This window comes from Cognaticolwellia beringensis (genome assembly GCF_002076895.1).
GTDB lineage: Bacteria > Pseudomonadota > Gammaproteobacteria > Enterobacterales > Alteromonadaceae > Cognaticolwellia > Cognaticolwellia beringensis.
In genome coordinates this window covers 4,562,786-4,580,456 of record NZ_CP020465.1, presented here as the reverse complement: position 1 = coordinate 4,580,456, position 17,671 = coordinate 4,562,786, and the positions used below count along the sequence as shown (strand labels likewise).

Below are 17,671 nucleotides of genomic sequence, written 5' to 3'. Positions count from 1 at the left end.
TTTAAATAGTTCAATTAGCGCTATTTTAACTGATTTTTTAAAGACGCTTAAGCTTTTCTTGCTGTTCTTGTAATTGTAATATCCGGCCTTTCATGCGTTTTTGTAATAACGGGTTTTCTTCAACAAAGTTATAAGCTGTTTGTAATTCATCAACGGCTTTTGGGTAAGCGCCAAATAACGCATACACTTCGGCTTTGCTGGCATGCATCAGGGCCTTCTTATCTTGTTTTCTATATACTTCGGTTAATAAATCATTGGCAATAAAGTTTTTGGGGCTGAGTACCAAGAAATTTTGTAATAGTATTTCTGCTTTACTATATTGCTCTGCTTCATTTAATACGTTGGCGAGGTTTAATGTTACCACTTGGTTATTAGGCATTAACAAATTTAACTCGCCAAGCATAGCGATGGCTTTGTCGAAAGCTTTTATCGCAATATAGGCATCGGTTAGGGCGTCAACATAAAAGAGATTCCGGTTGTCGTCGCGTAATAAGGCTTCAAGTTGATTGATAGCCGTTTGATAGTTTTTAGCTTCATAATGTGAGAGCGCAAGACCGTATTTTGCCGCTGCTTCAATGGCATAGTTCTGTTTCTCTAAACTTTGCTTAAAGTTAATAATGTTATCTTTAGCATTGCCTTCATACCTTGCCATTATGCGGGCTTTAGCTAACTCGAATTGCAAGCTTGGTGCGAGTGGCCGAGGTGAAAAGTTATGTGCTCTTATTCGGGCATCTGAAATTCTAGATTCAGGTAAAGGATGCGTTAATAACATGGCGGGTGGTTTTGATGTATAGCGGTATTTTTCTGCCATTTTGCTGAAAAAGTCAGGCGCACCTTGTGGATTAAAACCACTATTAACCAGTAACATAATGCCAACTCTATCAGCTTCTTGTTCATTTCCTCGGGTGTAGTTAATGCTAGCTTGTTGTGATGCCGCCATTGTTGTACTGAGGGCTGCCATGCCAACAGTAGGGTTTATTAACGTTAGCAAAACGCTAGACACCATAGCGGCCATAGTTAACGGTTGTGATCTGTTTTGTGATTCTAGTCTTCTTGCCAAATGGCGTTGGGTGACATGAGATATTTCGTGTGCGACAACCGAAGCCAGTTCACTTTCAGTACTTGCGGTCGTGATCAAGCCACTGTGAATGGCAATGTGACCACCAAAAAAGGCAAAAGCATTTAATTCTTGATTACGTATGACAAAAAATTCAAAACTATAGTTAACGTCTTTGGCGTTGCGTACCATGCGGTTGCCCAGGTCGTTGATATATTCGGTTAATACGGGGTCATTTAATATCGGTTGAGTCGCGCGAATTTGCCGCATCATTTCGCCACCAATTTGGCGTTCTTTTTCGATAGACAACACACTGACACCCGCTGAGCCTATTTCGGGTAATTTATTTTTGTTGGTTTCTTTGTTCGCGGCAAATACACTGCTTGTGATTGAAGAGGTAATGGCAAGTGCAACAATAAGCGGCTTTAATTTAAACAAATTTATTTTTCCATATATTCAAGTGTATTACGCGACCAGATGATTAAGATTGTGAGTGTTTACGATAAACTTCTTTACAAAAATCAGCAATTGAAAATCCTTTGATATCAGTAATGTCAAAGGATTGGCTTAGCAAGGTAATCAACTCATCAACACGCTGGTTGGCATAACGAATAAGGGCATAATCTGCTATATCTCCCTTTTGAAGGGTGTAGACAATAAAAGGTATCAATGAGTTCAATCTAAACAATATTTGCATTGTTTGTGGTGTCCATTCTATAAATGAACAACGTGGGTTATTATACTGTGCTTCAAGCACTGACTCATTATTGATTACTGGATAACAATGTAACTCATAATGTTGTTCATTAATATTATGATACAGCGAAATCTTCGGCTTAGGTGTTGTTACCTTGCCAACTATATCGCTTTCTGACGTTTTAAAATTTACATTCCAATTACTTTGGTCTAGCAACTGTGTAAATGCATTATTAAAACCGTGCGATAAAATACCGTCAATTTCACTAATTGAATTTGACGCTAATTGATAAATAGAGGGGATATCACCCCAGTTTATCTTTTTTTTGTAGGCGTATATCTCTTTAAGACTCGGATTATCAGAAAGCTCGCTCATTTAATCTCTTTAACCCCTTTAAATTATTAAAAATACATCAAAAGAATTTACAATTGTCATTGTAATCAATTGTCGCAAATTAGATAATCAAACTAAAGCTCTACGCATATTTTATTTATGATTTACGAATACGATGCCACTCAAGATAAATGCCCAGTACCTTTGGTAAATTTACGCTTGTTACTCAGAAAGTTAACACCGATTGATAGTTGTTTAATACGCATTTGCGATAATGGTTCTAAAAGAGATATTCCTAAATTGTTAATCAAAAAAGGATTTTATTTTGAACAGCGTAATGTTGATAAATATATTGTTGAATTAAAGATAAGAATGGAAAAGTAAATATTATGGTTTCACTGTTTAGCGATTGGTACAAAAGAAATTTTTCAGATCCAAGTGCGGTAACCTTAATGGTTATTTTAATTTGTACTTTTTTGTTCGTTTACTTTTTTAGTAGTTTATTAATGCCCGTATTTGTTGCTGTGGCAATTGCTTTTTTATTAGATTTACCGGTGAATAAACTCTCGCAGCTCGGGCTATCTCGTGGTTTATCCGTAGTGATCGTGGTCTCAGCTTTTGTGGGGTTAAGCTTAATAGGTATTTTGGGCCTTATGCCGGTTATATGGCAACAAAGTAGTAATTTACTGCAAGAAGTTCCGCAAATGGTTGGGAAAGGGCATACCTATTTATTAGCGTTGCCAGAGCAGTACCCTGAGTTAGTTAGTGCCGAGCAAATTGGCCATGTTATTACTTTAGTCAATGATAAGCTTATTGAATGGGGGCAAATGGCCCTGAAAGCGTCTCTTGGCTCAATTTCTAATGTTGTTGCACTGTTGATATATCTGATTTTAGTACCGTTAATGGTATTTTTCTTTCTAAAAGATAAAAGTGTGCTTTTTGATAGTTTACGCAAATTTTTGCCTAAAGATCGCCGAATGGCAAAACAAGTTGGTAGTGAAATGAACCAACAAATTATGAATTATATTCGCGGTAAATTAATTGAAATTATTATAATTGGTACGGCATCAACCATCGCATTTATTGTTTTGGGCCTTAATTACCCGGTATTACTAGGCGTATTAGTGGGATTATCGGTATTAGTACCTTATGTCGGTGCGACGATTGTAACCTTACCTGTTTTGCTTGTGGCCTTATTTCAATTTGGGACTAGCGCTGAATTTGGCTACGTGATGATAGCGTACGGTATTATCCAAGCGCTAGATGGTAATTTGTTAGTCCCTTTATTGTTTTCTGAAGCGGTAAATTTACACCCGGTAACTATTATTATAGCGGTAATATTGTTTGGCGGATTATGGGGCTTTTGGGGCGTATTTTTTGCTATTCCATTAGCTACGCTTGTTAAGGCTGTGCTTAATGCTTGGTCAACAACAACTCAAGGTGAGGGCATCACTGACATTTAGTGATTTTTATACCGCCTAGGAATAAATATAAGCCTGGTTTTATGGGCTTATATTTTTGATTTTATTAAACTGCTTTAATAATACTTTGCTTGAACGTTTAATGATTAGTTTGGGATATTATCAAGTTTACATTTTTAGCTTTTAGCCGCGACTATTCTAAATATCTACGCTAAGCCTATGCCTTCTTCTCACTAACTGGGTTAGCCAGGTTTTGTTACTTAATTTAATGTCCTCCTATTTTGACCAACAACTTATCGCGTATATCCCTTTTATCACGTCCTTTTTATTGAACCCTTAAGCCATATTTGTTTGATTAGAGTGTAAATAAAATAACTTAGGTTAATTCGCACTAAGTTATCGAATAAAATTTTATAAGGCTAGGTCTTTTTATTCTATAATAGAATAACCGTGGTAGGGGATGTCGTATATTACGATGCTTTTTCTGATAAAAATCAATAGAGTATAAAGCTTTTGAAAAACGTAAATAGAAAATCTATTTTACAACCTGGTGAAGTAGCACTAGTTGGCTCAGGTCCCGGTGACGCAGAATTATTGACTATACGTGCTCTGCGCTTTATTGAGCAGGCAGATGTTGCCATTTATGACCGTTTAGTTAGCGATGAAATTATGGCGCTTTTACCTGACGACTGTGAGCGTTTGTATGTTGGTAAAGAGCAGGCCAAACATTGTGTTCCACAAGATAAAATTAATGAATTGTTACTGCAATATGCACAACAAGGTAGAAGAGTATTGCGACTTAAAGGCGGTGACCCGTTTATATTTGGTCGTGGCGGTGAAGAAGCTGAATATTTATTAAAAAATGGTGTTAGCTGTCATCTTTGTCCGGGTATTACGGCCGCATCTGGCTGCACCACTTATGCCGGTATTCCTTTAACACACCGAGGTGTGGCACAAGGTTGTACGTTTATAACGGGGCATATGCAAAACGATGGACAACTTAATCTACCATGGCAAAGTTTAAGTTCTAGTAGTCAAACGGTTGTGTTTTATATGGGAATTAATACCTTGCCAAGTATTACAGAGCAGTTAATCAAACATGGTCGCGACGCTAATACGCCTGCAGCTTTAATTCGCAAAGGCACACAGCCTGAACAACAAATTTTTCGTGGTAAAATATCGACACTTGCTGATTTAGTTGCAGAGCATAAAATAACACCGCCTACCTTAATTGTCATAGGTGATGTTGTGAATCAGTTAACAGATACTGCTTTAGCAAAGCCTGGATTTTTAGATGCAAAAAATTATCAGCAGCCAATTCAGCTTGCAGCAGAAGTCGGTTAATATATTTTAATTTATCCGTACTAGTTACGGGTATATCGGCACGCTTTCATGTGCAAGTAACAGCGGCGTCATGTGCATCTTGCAAATAAAAAGGCTTAACAAATTAATTGTTAAGCCTTTTTGCTATTTAATTACTTTTTTAAGCAGTAATAGTGCTGTAATTAAAGCTTGTTAAGTACATCTAGAACAACTTCGTGATGATCTTTGGTTTTAAACTTGTTAAACACATGGCTAATTTTACCATCAAGACCAATTAAAAAGCTCAAACGGTGAATACCATCGTATTCACGGCCCATAAATTTCTTTAAGCCCCACACACCAAATGCATCAGCAACACTATGATCAGGGTCTGACAATAAGCTAAAGTTAAGTTCGTCGCGCACACAAAATTTAGCTAACTTTTTTGGCTCATCTGGACTAATACCAAATACTTGAGTATTTAAGCTATCTAAAGCTGATTTACTGTCGCGAAGCCCTTGTGCTTGCACAGTACAACCCGGTGTCATTGCTTTAGGATAGAAATAGACTAATACTTGTTTTTTTCCGATAAAATCTGCAAGTTTAATGTCTTGGTCATTTTCATCTTTTAATGTGAAAAGTGGCGCGTTATCGCCTACAACTAATGTGTTCATTGTATCCCTCTAAAATAAATATAATAAAAATAAGATTAATTAACGTTATAACTTCTATTGGTCTAAATAATAAATGTATTCATCTCGCGTAAACTTGATAGCTATCGATTAGTTTCTTTAATACCTTGAATTTTAATATTTATCTTCATTGAAAGTTGTTCAATAAGTTAATCTAGCTGGTTTGATTGAACTTTTTTAATACAGCCCTGTACGTCAAATTGTTCACACAATTCTAAGAAGTCGCTTTCAAGTTGTTCGATACTGGTTTCTTCCATCAGCGCAATTAAAATTGAGGCACTCATGTGATTACTCTTCTGATTAATTTCAGACTTTAATGACGATATATCAATATTGCGTGTGGCAAAAAATGCTGTCACGGATTTCAAAACACCAGGTTGATCTATACCAGCATAATCAACTTGGTAATGATGGACAAAATCTTGATCGCGATAACCTGAAGTTCTTTTCATCATGGTAATAAGTTCAAGTTTATGCGCCACAGCGGGTAGCTTACTTTCTAATTGATGAATAGCTTTATTCGTCCCCATCAGTAGCATGATTAGCGTAAATTCTAAGCCAAATATTGCCATTCTACTGTCTAAAATATTACAACCACATTCGCTGGCTAGTTTGGTTAAGTCACTGACACTACCTTTGCGATCTGGCCCCATGGCCGTTAAAACTAAATATTCGCTCATCAATTAACCTAGCTGAGATATTAAAAACGCTATTATAACGTAAGTTATAGGGCTAAAGCTAACGTCAGTGGCGCAGGGTTAATTAAACTTAGCAATAAGCGAAATTTAATTAACACGGTAAAAAGGTGTTCGCAGAGTTAATACCCATTTTTACTATGCGAAAAATCATATAACCAAACCACTAAAATACCAAAAGATGAAATAGTTACTTGGCTCTTGGTGAATTATTGCTAAGCTGAATTCAGACGTTAGCAAATTTAAATTTATTATCTAGAAAACAATATCTAGAAAACAATATCTAGAAAACAATATCTAGAAAACAATATCTAGAAAACTAACTACGGAGAATACCTATGAGTAAACCAGTAAGAGCATCAGACACTCCATATGGCATTGAGGTAGAGGCAGAAAAAACTTATTTCTGGTGTGCATGTGGGCAAAGTGAAAACCAGCCATTTTGTGATGGTTCACATAAAGGTTCTGAATTTACTCCTGTGAAATATACCGCCAAAGAGTCCACTAAAGTATATTTTTGTGGCTGTAAATCAACCAATAATCAGCCAATGTGTGATGGCAGTCATAAAAAATCTTAACATTAACAATAAACGGCACCTTGGATAGTTGATTATTTACATTTTTATTTTTAATCAACTACCTTTATCTAAAGGTTTTATAACAAGGAAGTATAAAATATGAATTCACCCGTAAAGGTCTGGCTTATATATTCGTTGATCGGATTTGTCGTTTCAATTTCAATAACGGTATTATTCGATAAATATCCCGGTATTCGACTTTTTTCTAATGAAGCTATTATTTTCGCTGTAATGTTTAGCACCATGTTATCGGCAATCAATAAAGCTTTTAAGGTCTCACGTAACCAAGAAAAATATCGCTTAGAATCAAAGTGATATTTAAATAACTAGGCTTTTCCTCTTTAAGATGGTCATAATAATATTAACTATCGTTTGATAGTTAATATTATTAATTCAATTACTCACCTGTTTATCAAGCCGTAAATTATTTAAAAAATTTACATTAACTCGTTGTTGAGATGCCTTCTTTATGGCTTCACTTCAGATATAGCGATGTGTTAACTATTTTGTAAATTCACTGTGCTATTTTATATGCAGGTGTACTAACAACAGATATGGCATTTATTTTAATAAGGCATTGTTCAAAACAATGCTGTTGTTATTTTGAACAGATGAAACGAACAAAACATAAGTGAGCTTGCTTTGACTTTGAAAGTTACTATTGATAAGGCTAAAAAATTTAAAGCAAATTCAGACAGCAGACAAACTCTTCCATAGAAAACCTATAAGAGTAACTTTCCGATAAAGTTACGATTAAAATATTGGATTATTTCGCTCTTTTTAAGATAAATATGCCTCAATATCTTGTGTTTGTATTTTCAGGCAAGTACCATGGTGCGCTGCTCAATTTAGCGCTATTTCCTTTAATTTAGCGGCTTTTAAATAAAAGAGATGAGTTTAGGGAACTTAGCCCTGATTCAGTAATCAAAACGGCGTTATAGATGTATTGCTTGAACTTTACGACATTAGACTTTTAGTGTGTCGTAAAGACTAAAAATGTTACTTATAAATACTAAACAAGCAAAATTAAATTTAGAAAGATTCAGATTTGTATCCTCGGGAGTGTTAATGAATCGCAAGATATTTTATTTTTCATTATTAAGTGTCGCAGTGGCTAGCTGCGGTACTGTAAATAATAAGCAAGCGGTAGGCGATTTTGAATACGCGGAACAAAAAGAAGCAACAGCGTTAAAAATACCTGCAGGTTTAGCTAAACCTAAACAAGTTAACACCTATTTTGTAACTGATGAAATAAACCATGAAGGCCCCATTGGTGCAGATGTTGATGTGCGTGCACCATCACTTGTTTTACCTATCGCGGCGTCAACGCGAACAGAAAACACCACGTCGACTTCTAAAGTGTGGTTTGATCAAGTGCTCGAAAATGAAGACCTTAAAGGTTTTATTACCAAAGCACTAGAAAGTCAGTTAGCGACAGATAATATTGAATTAAAACAAACAGATGAAGCTGGTTTGGTTTTTGAATCAGACTGGTATAACAAAGAAGTAGAAACAGGCACATGGCCTTTTAAATCAATAGCAATTTCTGAGAGTATTCGGTATCGCTATACACTTGAAAGTAAATCTCATGGCCGAAGCGTTTCATTAGTTGTTGAATTGCTTGATTACCTGAAAACAGATCAGATAGGCGGCAGTAAGCGTATCGATATTATTGATCAGCAACGCGCTGAAATGAACATGCTTAATGAAATTATAGCGCAAGTTGATTTTCAATATCGTTTAAAACAGCAAGAAAATCGTTTACTACGTGCTAATCAAACTTTTGTTAGTTTAGGTGAGAACGTTTCTGGTGAAGCTGCTTATATTGTAGAAATTGATGTAGATTTATTATGGTCTAACCTACCGTTATTTTTTGAAGATCATGGCTTTAGTATCACAGATTTAAATGAGACAACTAAAATTTATTATGTTGATTACATTAAACCTGAAGCGAGTTTTTGGAATAGCATTTGGGGTGACAGCCTACCGGTAGTCGAACTACCAAATGGTAAGTACCAATTTCAAGTAGAGAAAGTGGCCGATAAATCTTCAGTTACTCTATATGACGAAGAAGGTAGTGCTTTACCTGAAGCGACTTTAGAGAAAATATTTGACGTAATGGAAGCCGGTTTGTCATTTAAAGATGTTTTTTAGTCTTTAAAATAACTATTGCTTTAGCTTGTATTGTTGCATAAAAAAACTCCGTTAATCGGAGTTTTTTGTTTTATGACTATGAACAGTATCTTTGGTTACTGTTGGCATTTTATGAGGCGACTTTTGCGTTCTTGGTATGGTTTCTTTTAAGTCGTTCAAGCTTTTTTTACGTAATGGTGTTTTAGCACTTTTTTGAAAAGTACTTAAATTACCTATTAAAATAACTAATGCAATAATAACGATAGTTGGGGCGACCCAAGCTTCATTTAATATGCTGAACATAAATTAAAACTCCGAATAAATGTATAAACAATATCAACAGTATCTTTAATTAAACCTTCTACTAATCACATTATAATGCTTTCTGCAGCACGGCTAATTGCAGTCACTCGAACGCGTTTAATTATTGGCTATATTGACAATATAACGTTGATAAAGCTCTGGTAATAACGCAAGAAGTAAGTCTTTACCTTTAATTTCACTATTGAGTAATGTTTCAGCCAAAAGTGCTTCAGTATATGCTTGTTGATAGTGTTGAGATAATGGCATGTATGAAAGGTGCCAAGGCTCTTGAGCAACACCACCGCGAAACTTATCGTAAGGCAAAAAGAAACCAAACGCTTTTGCATGTTCAGCAAGCCAAACCGTTAACGGATAGAAGTGTCCTGAAGCTTGGTATTCCCATGGTTCTAGGGCTAAAGATTGCTCTGCAGGTAATAAATTTTTTGCATAAACGTCAATGTCGCAGCCCCAATGGTGGCGACTAGCACCTGGCAGCGCAGAGAATAACATAATAGCGTGTATCTTTTCACGTTCACTGACTTGATCAATCGCTACTATTTGATTCGAGGCATTTTTGATGGCGGTAATACCCGAAAACTTATTTTGCCAAATCGATAATTGTCGTTCAAAACTGCGAAAGCCACTAGCTATTGTTAGCGCTATACCTGCGTTTTGTGCGGCGAGTTGTAGTTGCGTAAATGCCGACAACATTTCATGATGAATGCCAATGTTATCGGTTAACCAATGAATATGATTTTCAGTTTTTCCCGTTAATATTAGCTCAAGTTCAGTCATTTTACGCATCATTGATTAAAGCATTAACCAAGGTTTGATAGTAGACATCGGTCAATAAAATCAAGTCTTGTACAGCAACACATTCATTAACTTGATGAATAGTGGCATTACAAGGACCAAGCTCTACAACTTGTGCGCCAGTTGGTGCAATAAATCTTCCGTCTGACGTGCCACCGCTGGTAGAAAGCTCTGGTGTTATATTACAGCAAGTTTTAATGGCTTGAACGACAGAGTCAACCAACGTGCTTGGCTCAGTAATGAATGGTTGGCCGTTAAATACCCAGTTAATGTCAAAGTCTAGTTGATGCTGTGTTAATAATGCTTCAACTTTATCAACGATCATTTCTGCTATTAATTCAGTGCTATAACGTAAATTAAACAGTGCAGTTAAATGCCCTGGAACCACATTGGTAGCGCCAGTGCCGGATTGAATGTTAGATAATTGAAAGCTTGTCGGCGGAAAATATTCATTACCATTATCCCAATGCAATTCACTCAACGCGCCTAAAGCGGGCATGGCTTTATGAATGGGGTTAATGACGTGATCAGGATACGCAACATGGCCTTGCTTCCCATGAATAGTTAATTCACCAGATATTGAACCACGACGGCCATTTTTTACAACGTCACCCAGCTTGCTTGTACTAGAAGGCTCACCAACTATACAGTAATCAATTTTTTCATTTCGTGCTTCGAGCGTATCAATAACACGGGTAGTGCCATTTATAAATGGGCCTTCTTCATCACTTGTGATCAAAAATGCAATTGAGCCTGAATGGTTAGGGTGATCAGCAACAAAACGTTCTGTTGCTACTATCATTGCAGCTAAGCTTCCTTTCATATCAGCAGCACCACGGCCATAAAGCATACCGTCAGCAATAACAGGATCAAAAGGTGGGGTTTTCCAGCTCTCTAAATTTCCTGCTGGCACAACGTCTGTGTGGCCAGCAAAACAAAATACTGGCCCTGAGTTACCTCGTCGAGACCATAAATTGGTGGTATCTTCAAATACCATACTTTCATTATTAAAACCTAACTTGGCTAAACGCTCAGACATTAGTTGCTGACAGCCGAAGTCTTCAGGGGTAACAGAAGGGCGTTCAATCAACGCTTGGGCTAATGAAATAGTGCAATTACTATGTTTTTTCATAATGATACGTGTACCTAAAGCAAAGTTTCTTGATATTGACTATCTTTAAAGCCAACCAAAAATGCTTGGTTATGCTTAAGTAGCGGGCGTTTTATTAATGTGGGTTGCGCTAAAATAGCCTCGGTCATCACTTCATCGGTCAGGTTGTTTTTAATGTCTTCAGATAAATTACGAAAAGTAGTACTGCGCTTATTTAACAAAGCACTTAAATCCACAGAGTTTGTAAATTCTTCTAATAATGAAGAGCTGAAACCATCAGTTCGAAAGTCGTGGAATTGGTAAGGGATATTTTCTTGCTCTAACCATTTTTTTGCTTTTTTTACGCTATCGCAGTTTTTAATGCCATACAGTATTGTCATTATATTTCCTGAGTTATATCACTTGATAGTTATGGTTTATAAGTGCAGTTTTTGCAGCTTCAAATTTATCTGATTTTACTAAAACGTAGTCGGTATCAAAAGTCGAAATAGCAAAAATACTGATATTTTCATTTGCTAAGACCGTTGATATGTTCGACATAATACCGGTTAAGGTAAAGTCGAGGGGTCCAACTACTTCAAATGCTTGCCAGCCATGTTCAGCTTCTTCACTATCAATTTCAATGTGCTCTGGTAAAACAATTGAAATTTCGTCATAGGTTTTTGCTAAGAAGAAAATTGGTGCATTAAATACTACATCGGGTATTAAGCTTTCACGTCGTAAACTATGAATAGAAAATGTTTCCGATAAACGGCGCAGGGTCAAAATACTCATAAATCAACTTAGTTTATTTAGATGTTAATGTCGCTACTATAGCGTTTAATGAGCATTAACTCTAGCGGTTAAACTATTACCGTATTGTGCCCTAGAGGCCGAAGACTATAGTTTTTAACTGGTTAACCTGTGTTTACTGTGTACTAATTTGATTATTGCTATCAAGCAAGCGTATTCCTATGTCTAGAAGGGCTTATAGCGTGGATTAATTGTACTAGTGTTAATATTGTGCATTTAATGATATCCACATAACCTGTGGATATCATTGTGTGCAACTATTGTTTAAGTGCATAACTACATGTTTTATAGGTATTTAATTAGGTGGTTAAAAAATACCGGTATAAAAATATATACAAAAGCTGATAGATAAGTTAGGAAAATGTAGTACTAATGAATAAAGCTGCTAAAGATTAACTTATTCATAGGGGAAATCTTGCTATATATTGATATTTTTGTTGGATGACTACTAATGTGTACAAATTGCACCCAATGTATAGCTCCTGTATATAACTGAATCAAAGCCTGATGAGTAGGATGAGTTTATAACACGTAATTAACTCTTAGCAGCTGAAGCTATGCTAATATTAAGAGCATAAATTATCTGATCATTTTTATGGGGTAAAAGATATTTAGCCGTTTTCCTCCTGCTAAGGTAGGCCAGTTAATTAATTAATAGCTATGCTAATATTCCCCCCAATAAATAGAATAGTGCATTACCCTTGATAGTTTAATTTTAATATTTAAGTAATGTCACGATTGCAACGACTTGACTAATAAGTGATTGAAATATTGCTGTTATGCAATAAAATATCAGCAATAGCGGTCCTCTTAGCAGATCTGCAGTACGAATGGGTAACAAGTTTGTGCTATCTTTTGATTAACCTCTGTTGTAGTGTATCGATTATGAAGTTATCTATATTAGAAATTATATTACTTGGCCGAAAATATATGAATTTATGGCCGACCCGCGCAGAGCTCGGTGAATACTTTGCTGAGTATCAAGCGGTAAAAATCAGTCGTTTGGTATGTAAAATTATGCCAGGCTTGGCGCTATTTTGTTTAATTATGCAGGTGTATTTTGGTAGCATGGCTGTTTTACCGCAAGCACTGCTATATACCCTTTGTATTTTAAGTTTTCCATTACAAGCAATGATTTTTATGGGAATGAAAGCTGATAAATTTCTGCCTCCAGCTCTAGAAAATTGGTACAAAGAAAGTGTTGCTCGCGTTAATCAAAGTGGTGGTGAGATTAAACTTTCAACTCAACGACCACGCTACTTAGACCTAGCTCAATTATTGAACTTAACTTATCAAAACCGTTACAAAACGTCTTAACAGAAATAACCTTGTTGAGAGTTATTAAAATAGTGCGATACAGTAAATATGTATCGCATTTTTTTTAGCCCTGTTTTTGATAAAGGCGGATAAGAAAGTCAGCCTGACAGATAAAGTCAGTTTGATTTGATAATTTTTGCTTAACCTCTTCACTCGCCTTAAAAGCAAAAGGGGTCATAGCCAGTAAATTTAGCGTGTCTTGACCGGTTTTTAAGTGCATTTGATAAGAGATATTTTCTTGATGTACCAGTGCTAAATGTGCAATGGGTAATTTTTCTACATCATGTTCTTTAGCGTCGTCATAAATATGCTGTTTTAGTTGCATTAAATGCTGTTTCGCTGGTGTAACTGTTAACAAAAAGCCACCATTGGATAAAACTCGCGTGAATTCCTGTTCTAAAATTGGCGCATAAACCGATACTATCCAAGAAAACAAACTCTCGGCAAAAGGTAACTTTGATAATGTCGCAACACTAAAGTGACATTGAGGGTATTTCTTACCGGCTTTTTTTATTGCTTCTTTAGCAATATCAACACCGTAAACCGTATTTTCAGCAGTTTTATGTTGATGAGTATAAAACCCTTCGCCACAACCAGCATCAAGCACAATAGTGGGTTTATCGGCATCAGTAATTATTTTTTCCTGATATAAAGCGACCAACCTGTCCACAAGGGGTTGATAATACCCTTTTTCTAAAAATGCCCGTCTAGCATTTACCATTGCCTTGTTATCACCGGGATTTTTTGAATGTTTAAATTGTACGGGCAGTAAATTTAAATAGTTTTCTTTCGCAAGATCAAAGCTATGATTATTTTCACAGCGAAAAATCTTCGCTTGATTGAGCAGTGGTAAACTACATAAAGGGCAAGCATAGTCAGCTATAGTCATAATTATTAATACTATGTTTTTAAAAAAGAAAAGGGCATAAGCCCTTTAAGTTGTATGTTAGAAAACTTTTACTTACTAAACGTAGACCAGATAGGAGCGTGATCAGAAGGCTTTTCGATGCCTCTAAGTTCATAGTCAACATCGGACTCTATACAACGTTTAGCAAGCTTCTCAGTTGCTAGCACCACATCAATACGTAAACCCCGATTATCATCAAAGCCGCGAGAACGATAATCAAACCAGGAATATCTTTCTTCACGGGTCGGGTGTAAGGCTCTAAAGGTATCAGTAAAGCCCCAATTCATTAGCGTAGCTAACCATTCTCTTTCTTCTGGCTGAAAGCTACATTTTCCCGTTTTTAACCAACGCTTTTTATTTGGCTCACCAATACCTATGTCTAAATCAGTAGGTGAAATATTAATATCTCCCATAACAACAACATTTTCATCAGGCGTATGGTTATCATTTAAGTATTGCATTAAATCTTTATAAAACTGGCGCTTGTAAGGGTATTTAGTTTCATGGGCAATATTGTCACCTTGTGGAAAGTAACCATTTAATACCGTTATTTTTTCACCATTCTCGTCGGTTGTTTGCACCATGATCATACGTTTCTGAGCTTCGTCATCATCAGACGGAAAACCTTTTGTGACAACATCAGCCGCTTTTTTACACAACATAGCAACGCCATAATGTGCTTTTTGGCCATGAAAATATACGTGATAGCCCATGGCTTCAACATCAGCCAACGGGAAAACTTCGTCATGCACTTTAATTTCTTGTAGGCCAATAATATCAGGTTGATGTTTGTCTATAATTGCCTGCAACTGATGTAAACGTGCACGCAGACCATTAATGTTAAAGGAGATGATTTTCATTTAAAAGCTCGATAATTATTTTGCGCTTATGCTACCAGAACTCATGCATTAGCAGTAGTCATATTACGATGAAATTCAGCAATAAGGGCGAGGTTTACTATAGAATAAGACCTTTTTATTTAGAAGATTAATCAGCACTTGAAGAAAGTTTAAAATAGTTATTAAAAGTGTATAGGTACCCTATCTATATTGGTTTTATTTTCGCGATGGTTGTTAACTAATAGCAGAACTACCTATGAAAAAATAGCGTTAAAATAGGGCTAATCGCACTTATCGAATATCTTCTTGGCTAAAGTGAAAGTCGACAGAGGCTATGATAAGTAAAACTGCACCAAATAATATTGCCCAATGGGCACCAAACAATGCTAATAGGCTACCGATAAGTGCCATGAGTACATTAGCAACACTAAATGTGGTGGTGATCAACCCCATAAGTTGACCTTGTTCAATATCGCTATATTGCTCAGAAATATACACCGGTAATAAACCATTAAAAATTGCTATAGCTATGCCTGTTATGGCATAGATGGGCCAAACATTATTTTCTGTTAGTAATGGGTGCAAACTAAATAACGCAGCCATTAATAGCATTCCTACAATAGCGCCAAATTTCAGTCCTAGTAAATATTTTAATTTTTTAACAAAAAAGACACTGGTTATGGTCATAAACAAAGTTAACACTACCGTGATATAGCCGATGTCAGGGCTGTTGAAATCAAATTTCTCAACTAACCAAACGGGATAAAACTCGTAATAGGCATTTAAACCGAGTGTGGCCAGTAAATAAATGATAAAGATACGTCTAATTTTATCATTGGACAGTAGGGCGAATGAGTTTTGTTTACTAAACAGTTGTGAAAATTTTATCTTGCTAATAGTTGGGTTAATGGCATCAGCATGTAGTAAACATGCAACACTGATGAGAGCAATAATTATGGCAACGGCTGCGAAATAGAAAACGGTTTCTAAGCCATATACTGCAAGTAATCCACCGGCTAAAGGGCCAAGTAACCAACCTAAATAACCCGTAGCATTAACAAGGTTAAAGGTGTAAGTTTTATCAAGCGTTGGTGATAAATCTACCGCGACTGCTTTGGCTATACTAATGTTGCCAGAGAAAACACCGGTAAGAAATCGCGCTAAAATAAGCAGCAGGAAGCTCTCAGAGATAACGGCTAAAGCCGATAATACATAACTAATGGAAGTTAATACTAACGTGATGATTAAGGTTTTCTTTCGACCATAAATGCCTGATGCAGCGCCGAGCACTGAGCTTCCTAAAATAACACCTAAAGGATATATAGCCAGAATAATACCCAGTAATATTTTGCTGGGTAAGTCATAGAAGGTAGTTAACGGGCTAATTTCATTAAGAAAAATAGGTGCTAATATCGGGTAGGGTAAGGCGATGCCCGCACTGCTAAATAGCACGACAAGCATGACAGAATATAGAGATTTTTTTGCTTTTAACTCTTCTAGATTTGATCTTTTTATAATCGTTTTTTTTATTTTAGCGGCGTGAATGGTCATAACAAATATTTAGATTTTACAAAGAGAAGAAGGCAAATGAATTGTATAATAATTTGTATTCGCAACTAAGTAAAAATTTGTATTTTTATCAGCACACTTATATTGTATTTTTGTGCTTTTTATTGTAAAAAAACTATAAAATCAGATTGTTACGCCTATTGTAATTAAGTGTAATCACGGGGTAATAAGTTGTGCTATTGCCGTAACACCTTGTACATGGCGTTGTTAATTTACCATAAACATTTTAAGCTTATAAATATTAGAGTCATTCATACTTTCAATGGTTGTTATTTATTAGCTAGCGTATACATTGAACCGTGTTGATAATACAACCATGAAATGCTGTTAATGCAGCGTAACAAAGTAGGAGCAAGTTAATGTCAGATAGTAAATTGTCAGTTAAGAAGATATTACTCGTTGAGGATGATCGCCAGTTGTCGGATTTAGTCGCTGAGTTTTTAGAAAGTGAAGGCTATCACGTTAAGCAAGAATTCAGAGGAGATACGGTCGAAAAACGAGTTGATAAATTCGTGCCAGACTTAATAATTTTAGACATTATGCTACCGGGTAAAGATGGTTTTGCGGTATGTAAAGACTTACGACCTGGCTACAAAGGCCCGATTTTAATGCTTACAGCGAAAGGTACTGACTTTGATCAAGTACTAGGTTTAGAAATTGGTGCTGATGACTATGTCATTAAGCCAGTAGAGCCAAGAGTACTATTAGCGCGTGTAAATGCGCTATTACGCCGTGGTCAACTGCCTTCTGAAGGTAAAGAAAACGCTGAAATTGATTGTGGAGAACTACATATTAGCCGTGGCTCTAGACAAGTGACATTGCATGGAAAAAATGTAGACCTTACTAGCCAAGAATTTGATTTACTTTGGTTATTAGCTAGTCGCTCAGGCGAAGTACAAAATCGTGATTATATTTATAAAGCGGTTGTTGGTCGTGAGTACGATGGCATGGATAGAAGTGTTGATGTTCGTATATCGCGCTTACGTAAAAAATTGCATGATAGTAATGAAACACCTTTTCGTATTAAAACCATCTGGGGACAAGGTTATCTATTTGTTCCAGATGCGTGGAGTTAATCATTATTACATTGTGTAAGCTGATGGGCTGCTACG

At 36.1% G+C, this 17,671-nt stretch carries 20 protein-coding genes; 8 read left to right on the top strand and 12 right to left on the bottom strand.

Going from position 1 to position 17,671, the window contains the following annotated elements:
* Positions 1-37 precede the first annotated feature (37 nt).
* The gene (bepA, locus tag B5D82_RS19305; protein WP_081154069.1) at positions 38-1,495 is read right to left on the bottom strand and encodes a beta-barrel assembly-enhancing protease; all 1,458 of its coding nucleotides are present in this window, start codon (positions 1,493-1,495) and stop codon (positions 38-40) included.
* Between the two features lie 43 nt (positions 1,496-1,538).
* Positions 1,539-2,129 carry a hypothetical protein gene (locus tag B5D82_RS19300; protein WP_081154067.1) on the bottom strand — a complete coding sequence of 197 codons (591 nt, stop codon included), beginning with the start codon at positions 2,127-2,129 and terminating at the stop codon, positions 1,539-1,541.
* Between the two features lie 117 nt (positions 2,130-2,246).
* On the opposite strand from B5D82_RS19300, the gene B5D82_RS19295 reads away from it, so the two are divergent.
* From B5D82_RS19295 to cobA, 3 genes are all read left to right on the top strand, one after another.
* Positions 2,247-2,471 (top strand): sulfurtransferase TusA family protein, encoded by a 225-nt coding sequence (locus B5D82_RS19295; protein WP_081154065.1) that lies wholly within the window; start codon positions 2,247-2,249, stop codon positions 2,469-2,471.
* 5 nt (positions 2,472-2,476) lie between these two features.
* Positions 2,477-3,550, top strand: a complete 1,074-nt coding sequence (locus B5D82_RS19290) for an AI-2E family transporter (protein ID WP_081154063.1) — start codon at positions 2,477-2,479, stop codon at positions 3,548-3,550.
* A gap of 471 nt (positions 3,551-4,021) precedes the next feature.
* Complete coding sequence (gene cobA / locus B5D82_RS19285) at positions 4,022-4,852, top strand: uroporphyrinogen-III C-methyltransferase (protein WP_081154062.1); 831 nt, start codon at positions 4,022-4,024, stop codon at positions 4,850-4,852.
* Positions 4,853-5,013: 161 nt separating this feature from the next.
* Here the strand turns inward: cobA and bcp are convergent, their stop codons facing one another.
* Both bcp and B5D82_RS19275 read right to left on the bottom strand, forming a co-directional pair.
* The gene (gene bcp / locus B5D82_RS19280; protein WP_081154060.1) at positions 5,014-5,484 is read right to left on the bottom strand and encodes a thioredoxin-dependent thiol peroxidase; all 471 of its coding nucleotides are present in this window, start codon (positions 5,482-5,484) and stop codon (positions 5,014-5,016) included.
* 167 nt (positions 5,485-5,651) lie between these two features.
* Positions 5,652-6,182 (bottom strand): glycine cleavage system transcriptional repressor, encoded by a 531-nt coding sequence (locus B5D82_RS19275; RefSeq protein ID WP_081154057.1) that lies wholly within the window; start codon positions 6,180-6,182, stop codon positions 5,652-5,654.
* A 353-nt stretch (positions 6,183-6,535) separates the two neighbouring features.
* Here B5D82_RS19275 and B5D82_RS19270 point away from each other — a divergent pair, with 353 nt between their 5' ends.
* The 3 genes from B5D82_RS19270 to bamC all read left to right on the top strand — a co-directional run bounded on the left by B5D82_RS19270 (position 6,536) and on the right by bamC (position 8,929).
* Complete coding sequence (locus B5D82_RS19270; protein WP_081154055.1) at positions 6,536-6,775, top strand: CDGSH iron-sulfur domain-containing protein; 240 nt, start codon at positions 6,536-6,538, stop codon at positions 6,773-6,775.
* A gap of 99 nt (positions 6,776-6,874) precedes the next feature.
* Complete coding sequence (locus tag B5D82_RS19265; RefSeq protein WP_081154053.1) at positions 6,875-7,090, top strand: hypothetical protein; 216 nt, start codon at positions 6,875-6,877, stop codon at positions 7,088-7,090.
* 753 nt (positions 7,091-7,843) lie between these two features.
* Positions 7,844-8,929, top strand: a complete 1,086-nt coding sequence (bamC, locus tag B5D82_RS19260; RefSeq protein WP_081154051.1) for an outer membrane protein assembly factor BamC — start codon at positions 7,844-7,846, stop codon at positions 8,927-8,929.
* Positions 8,930-8,980: 51 nt separating this feature from the next.
* Here bamC and B5D82_RS19255 read toward each other — a convergent pair whose 3' ends face one another.
* The 5 genes from B5D82_RS19255 to B5D82_RS19235 all read right to left on the bottom strand — a co-directional run bounded on the left by B5D82_RS19255 (position 8,981) and on the right by B5D82_RS19235 (position 11,909).
* Positions 8,981-9,211, bottom strand: a complete 231-nt coding sequence (locus B5D82_RS19255) for a hypothetical protein (RefSeq protein ID WP_081154049.1) — start codon at positions 9,209-9,211, stop codon at positions 8,981-8,983.
* A gap of 117 nt (positions 9,212-9,328) precedes the next feature.
* Complete coding sequence (locus B5D82_RS19250) at positions 9,329-10,006, bottom strand: M15 family metallopeptidase (RefSeq protein WP_245807520.1); 678 nt, start codon at positions 10,004-10,006, stop codon at positions 9,329-9,331.
* A gap of 1 nt (position 10,007) precedes the next feature.
* Positions 10,008-11,156 (bottom strand): succinyl-diaminopimelate desuccinylase, encoded by a 1,149-nt coding sequence (gene dapE / locus B5D82_RS19245; RefSeq protein WP_081154047.1) that lies wholly within the window; start codon positions 11,154-11,156, stop codon positions 10,008-10,010.
* A 14-nt stretch (positions 11,157-11,170) separates the two neighbouring features.
* Entirely contained in the window at positions 11,171-11,515 is a 345-nt protein-coding gene (locus tag B5D82_RS19240; protein WP_081154045.1) for an ArsC family reductase, read from the bottom strand.
* A gap of 13 nt (positions 11,516-11,528) precedes the next feature.
* Positions 11,529-11,909: an ACT domain-containing protein gene (locus B5D82_RS19235; protein ID WP_081154043.1), complete on the bottom strand. Its 381-nt coding sequence runs from the start codon at positions 11,907-11,909 to the stop codon at positions 11,529-11,531.
* Positions 11,910-12,812: 903 nt separating this feature from the next.
* Here B5D82_RS19235 and yfbV point away from each other — a divergent pair.
* Positions 12,813-13,244 carry a terminus macrodomain insulation protein YfbV gene (gene yfbV / locus B5D82_RS19230; protein WP_081154041.1) on the top strand — a complete coding sequence of 144 codons (432 nt, stop codon included), beginning with the start codon at positions 12,813-12,815 and terminating at the stop codon, positions 13,242-13,244.
* Positions 13,245-13,308: 64 nt separating this feature from the next.
* On the opposite strand, the gene rlmA is transcribed toward yfbV, so the two are convergent.
* The 3 genes from rlmA to B5D82_RS19215 form a co-directional block, all read right to left on the bottom strand.
* Positions 13,309-14,133 carry a 23S rRNA (guanine(745)-N(1))-methyltransferase gene (gene rlmA, locus B5D82_RS19225; protein WP_081154039.1) on the bottom strand — a complete coding sequence of 275 codons (825 nt, stop codon included), beginning with the start codon at positions 14,131-14,133 and terminating at the stop codon, positions 13,309-13,311.
* A gap of 68 nt (positions 14,134-14,201) precedes the next feature.
* Positions 14,202-15,011, bottom strand: a complete 810-nt coding sequence (gene xthA, locus B5D82_RS19220) for an exodeoxyribonuclease III (RefSeq protein WP_081154037.1) — start codon at positions 15,009-15,011, stop codon at positions 14,202-14,204.
* Between the two features lie 270 nt (positions 15,012-15,281).
* Positions 15,282-16,541, bottom strand: coding sequence for an MFS transporter (locus B5D82_RS19215; RefSeq protein ID WP_081154036.1), 1,260 nt, complete (start codon positions 16,539-16,541; stop codon positions 15,282-15,284).
* 377 nt (positions 16,542-16,918) lie between these two features.
* Between B5D82_RS19215 and B5D82_RS19210 the strand changes: the two genes are divergently transcribed.
* Positions 16,919-17,635: a response regulator gene (locus tag B5D82_RS19210; RefSeq protein WP_081154034.1), complete on the top strand. Its 717-nt coding sequence runs from the start codon at positions 16,919-16,921 to the stop codon at positions 17,633-17,635.
* The last annotated feature ends 36 nt before the right edge of the window (positions 17,636-17,671 follow it).

Bases quoted from the DNA above. Each gene is read 5' to 3' on its own strand.
- B5D82_RS19300 (WP_081154067.1), bottom strand. From the start codon at position 2,129: ATGAGCGAGCTTTCTGATAATCCGAGTCTTAAAGAGATATACGCCTAC.
- B5D82_RS19295 (WP_081154065.1), top strand. From the start codon at position 2,247: ATGATTTACGAATACGATGCCACTCAAGATAAATGCCCAGTACCTTTG.
- B5D82_RS19290 (WP_081154063.1), top strand. From the start codon at position 2,477: ATGGTTTCACTGTTTAGCGATTGGTACAAAAGAAATTTTTCAGATCCA.
- bcp (WP_081154060.1), bottom strand. From the start codon at position 5,484: ATGAACACATTAGTTGTAGGCGATAACGCGCCACTTTTCACATTAAAA.
- B5D82_RS19275 (WP_081154057.1), bottom strand. From the start codon at position 6,182: ATGAGCGAATATTTAGTTTTAACGGCCATGGGGCCAGATCGCAAAGGT.
- B5D82_RS19270 (WP_081154055.1), top strand. From the start codon at position 6,536: ATGAGTAAACCAGTAAGAGCATCAGACACTCCATATGGCATTGAGGTA.
- B5D82_RS19265 (WP_081154053.1), top strand. From the start codon at position 6,875: ATGAATTCACCCGTAAAGGTCTGGCTTATATATTCGTTGATCGGATTT.
- bamC (WP_081154051.1), top strand. From the start codon at position 7,844: ATGAATCGCAAGATATTTTATTTTTCATTATTAAGTGTCGCAGTGGCT.
- B5D82_RS19255 (WP_081154049.1), bottom strand. From the start codon at position 9,211: ATGTTCAGCATATTAAATGAAGCTTGGGTCGCCCCAACTATCGTTATT.
- B5D82_RS19250 (WP_245807520.1), bottom strand. From the start codon at position 10,006: ATGACTGAACTTGAGCTAATATTAACGGGAAAAACTGAAAATCATATT.
- dapE (WP_081154047.1), bottom strand. From the start codon at position 11,156: ATGAAAAAACATAGTAATTGCACTATTTCATTAGCCCAAGCGTTGATT.
- B5D82_RS19240 (WP_081154045.1), bottom strand. From the start codon at position 11,515: ATGACAATACTGTATGGCATTAAAAACTGCGATAGCGTAAAAAAAGCA.
- B5D82_RS19235 (WP_081154043.1), bottom strand. From the start codon at position 11,909: ATGAGTATTTTGACCCTGCGCCGTTTATCGGAAACATTTTCTATTCAT.
- yfbV (WP_081154041.1), top strand. From the start codon at position 12,813: ATGAAGTTATCTATATTAGAAATTATATTACTTGGCCGAAAATATATG.
- rlmA (WP_081154039.1), bottom strand. From the start codon at position 14,133: ATGACTATAGCTGACTATGCTTGCCCTTTATGTAGTTTACCACTGCTC.
- xthA (WP_081154037.1), bottom strand. From the start codon at position 15,011: ATGAAAATCATCTCCTTTAACATTAATGGTCTGCGTGCACGTTTACAT.
- B5D82_RS19215 (WP_081154036.1), bottom strand. From the start codon at position 16,541: ATGACCATTCACGCCGCTAAAATAAAAAAAACGATTATAAAAAGATCA.
- B5D82_RS19210 (WP_081154034.1), top strand. From the start codon at position 16,919: ATGTCAGATAGTAAATTGTCAGTTAAGAAGATATTACTCGTTGAGGAT.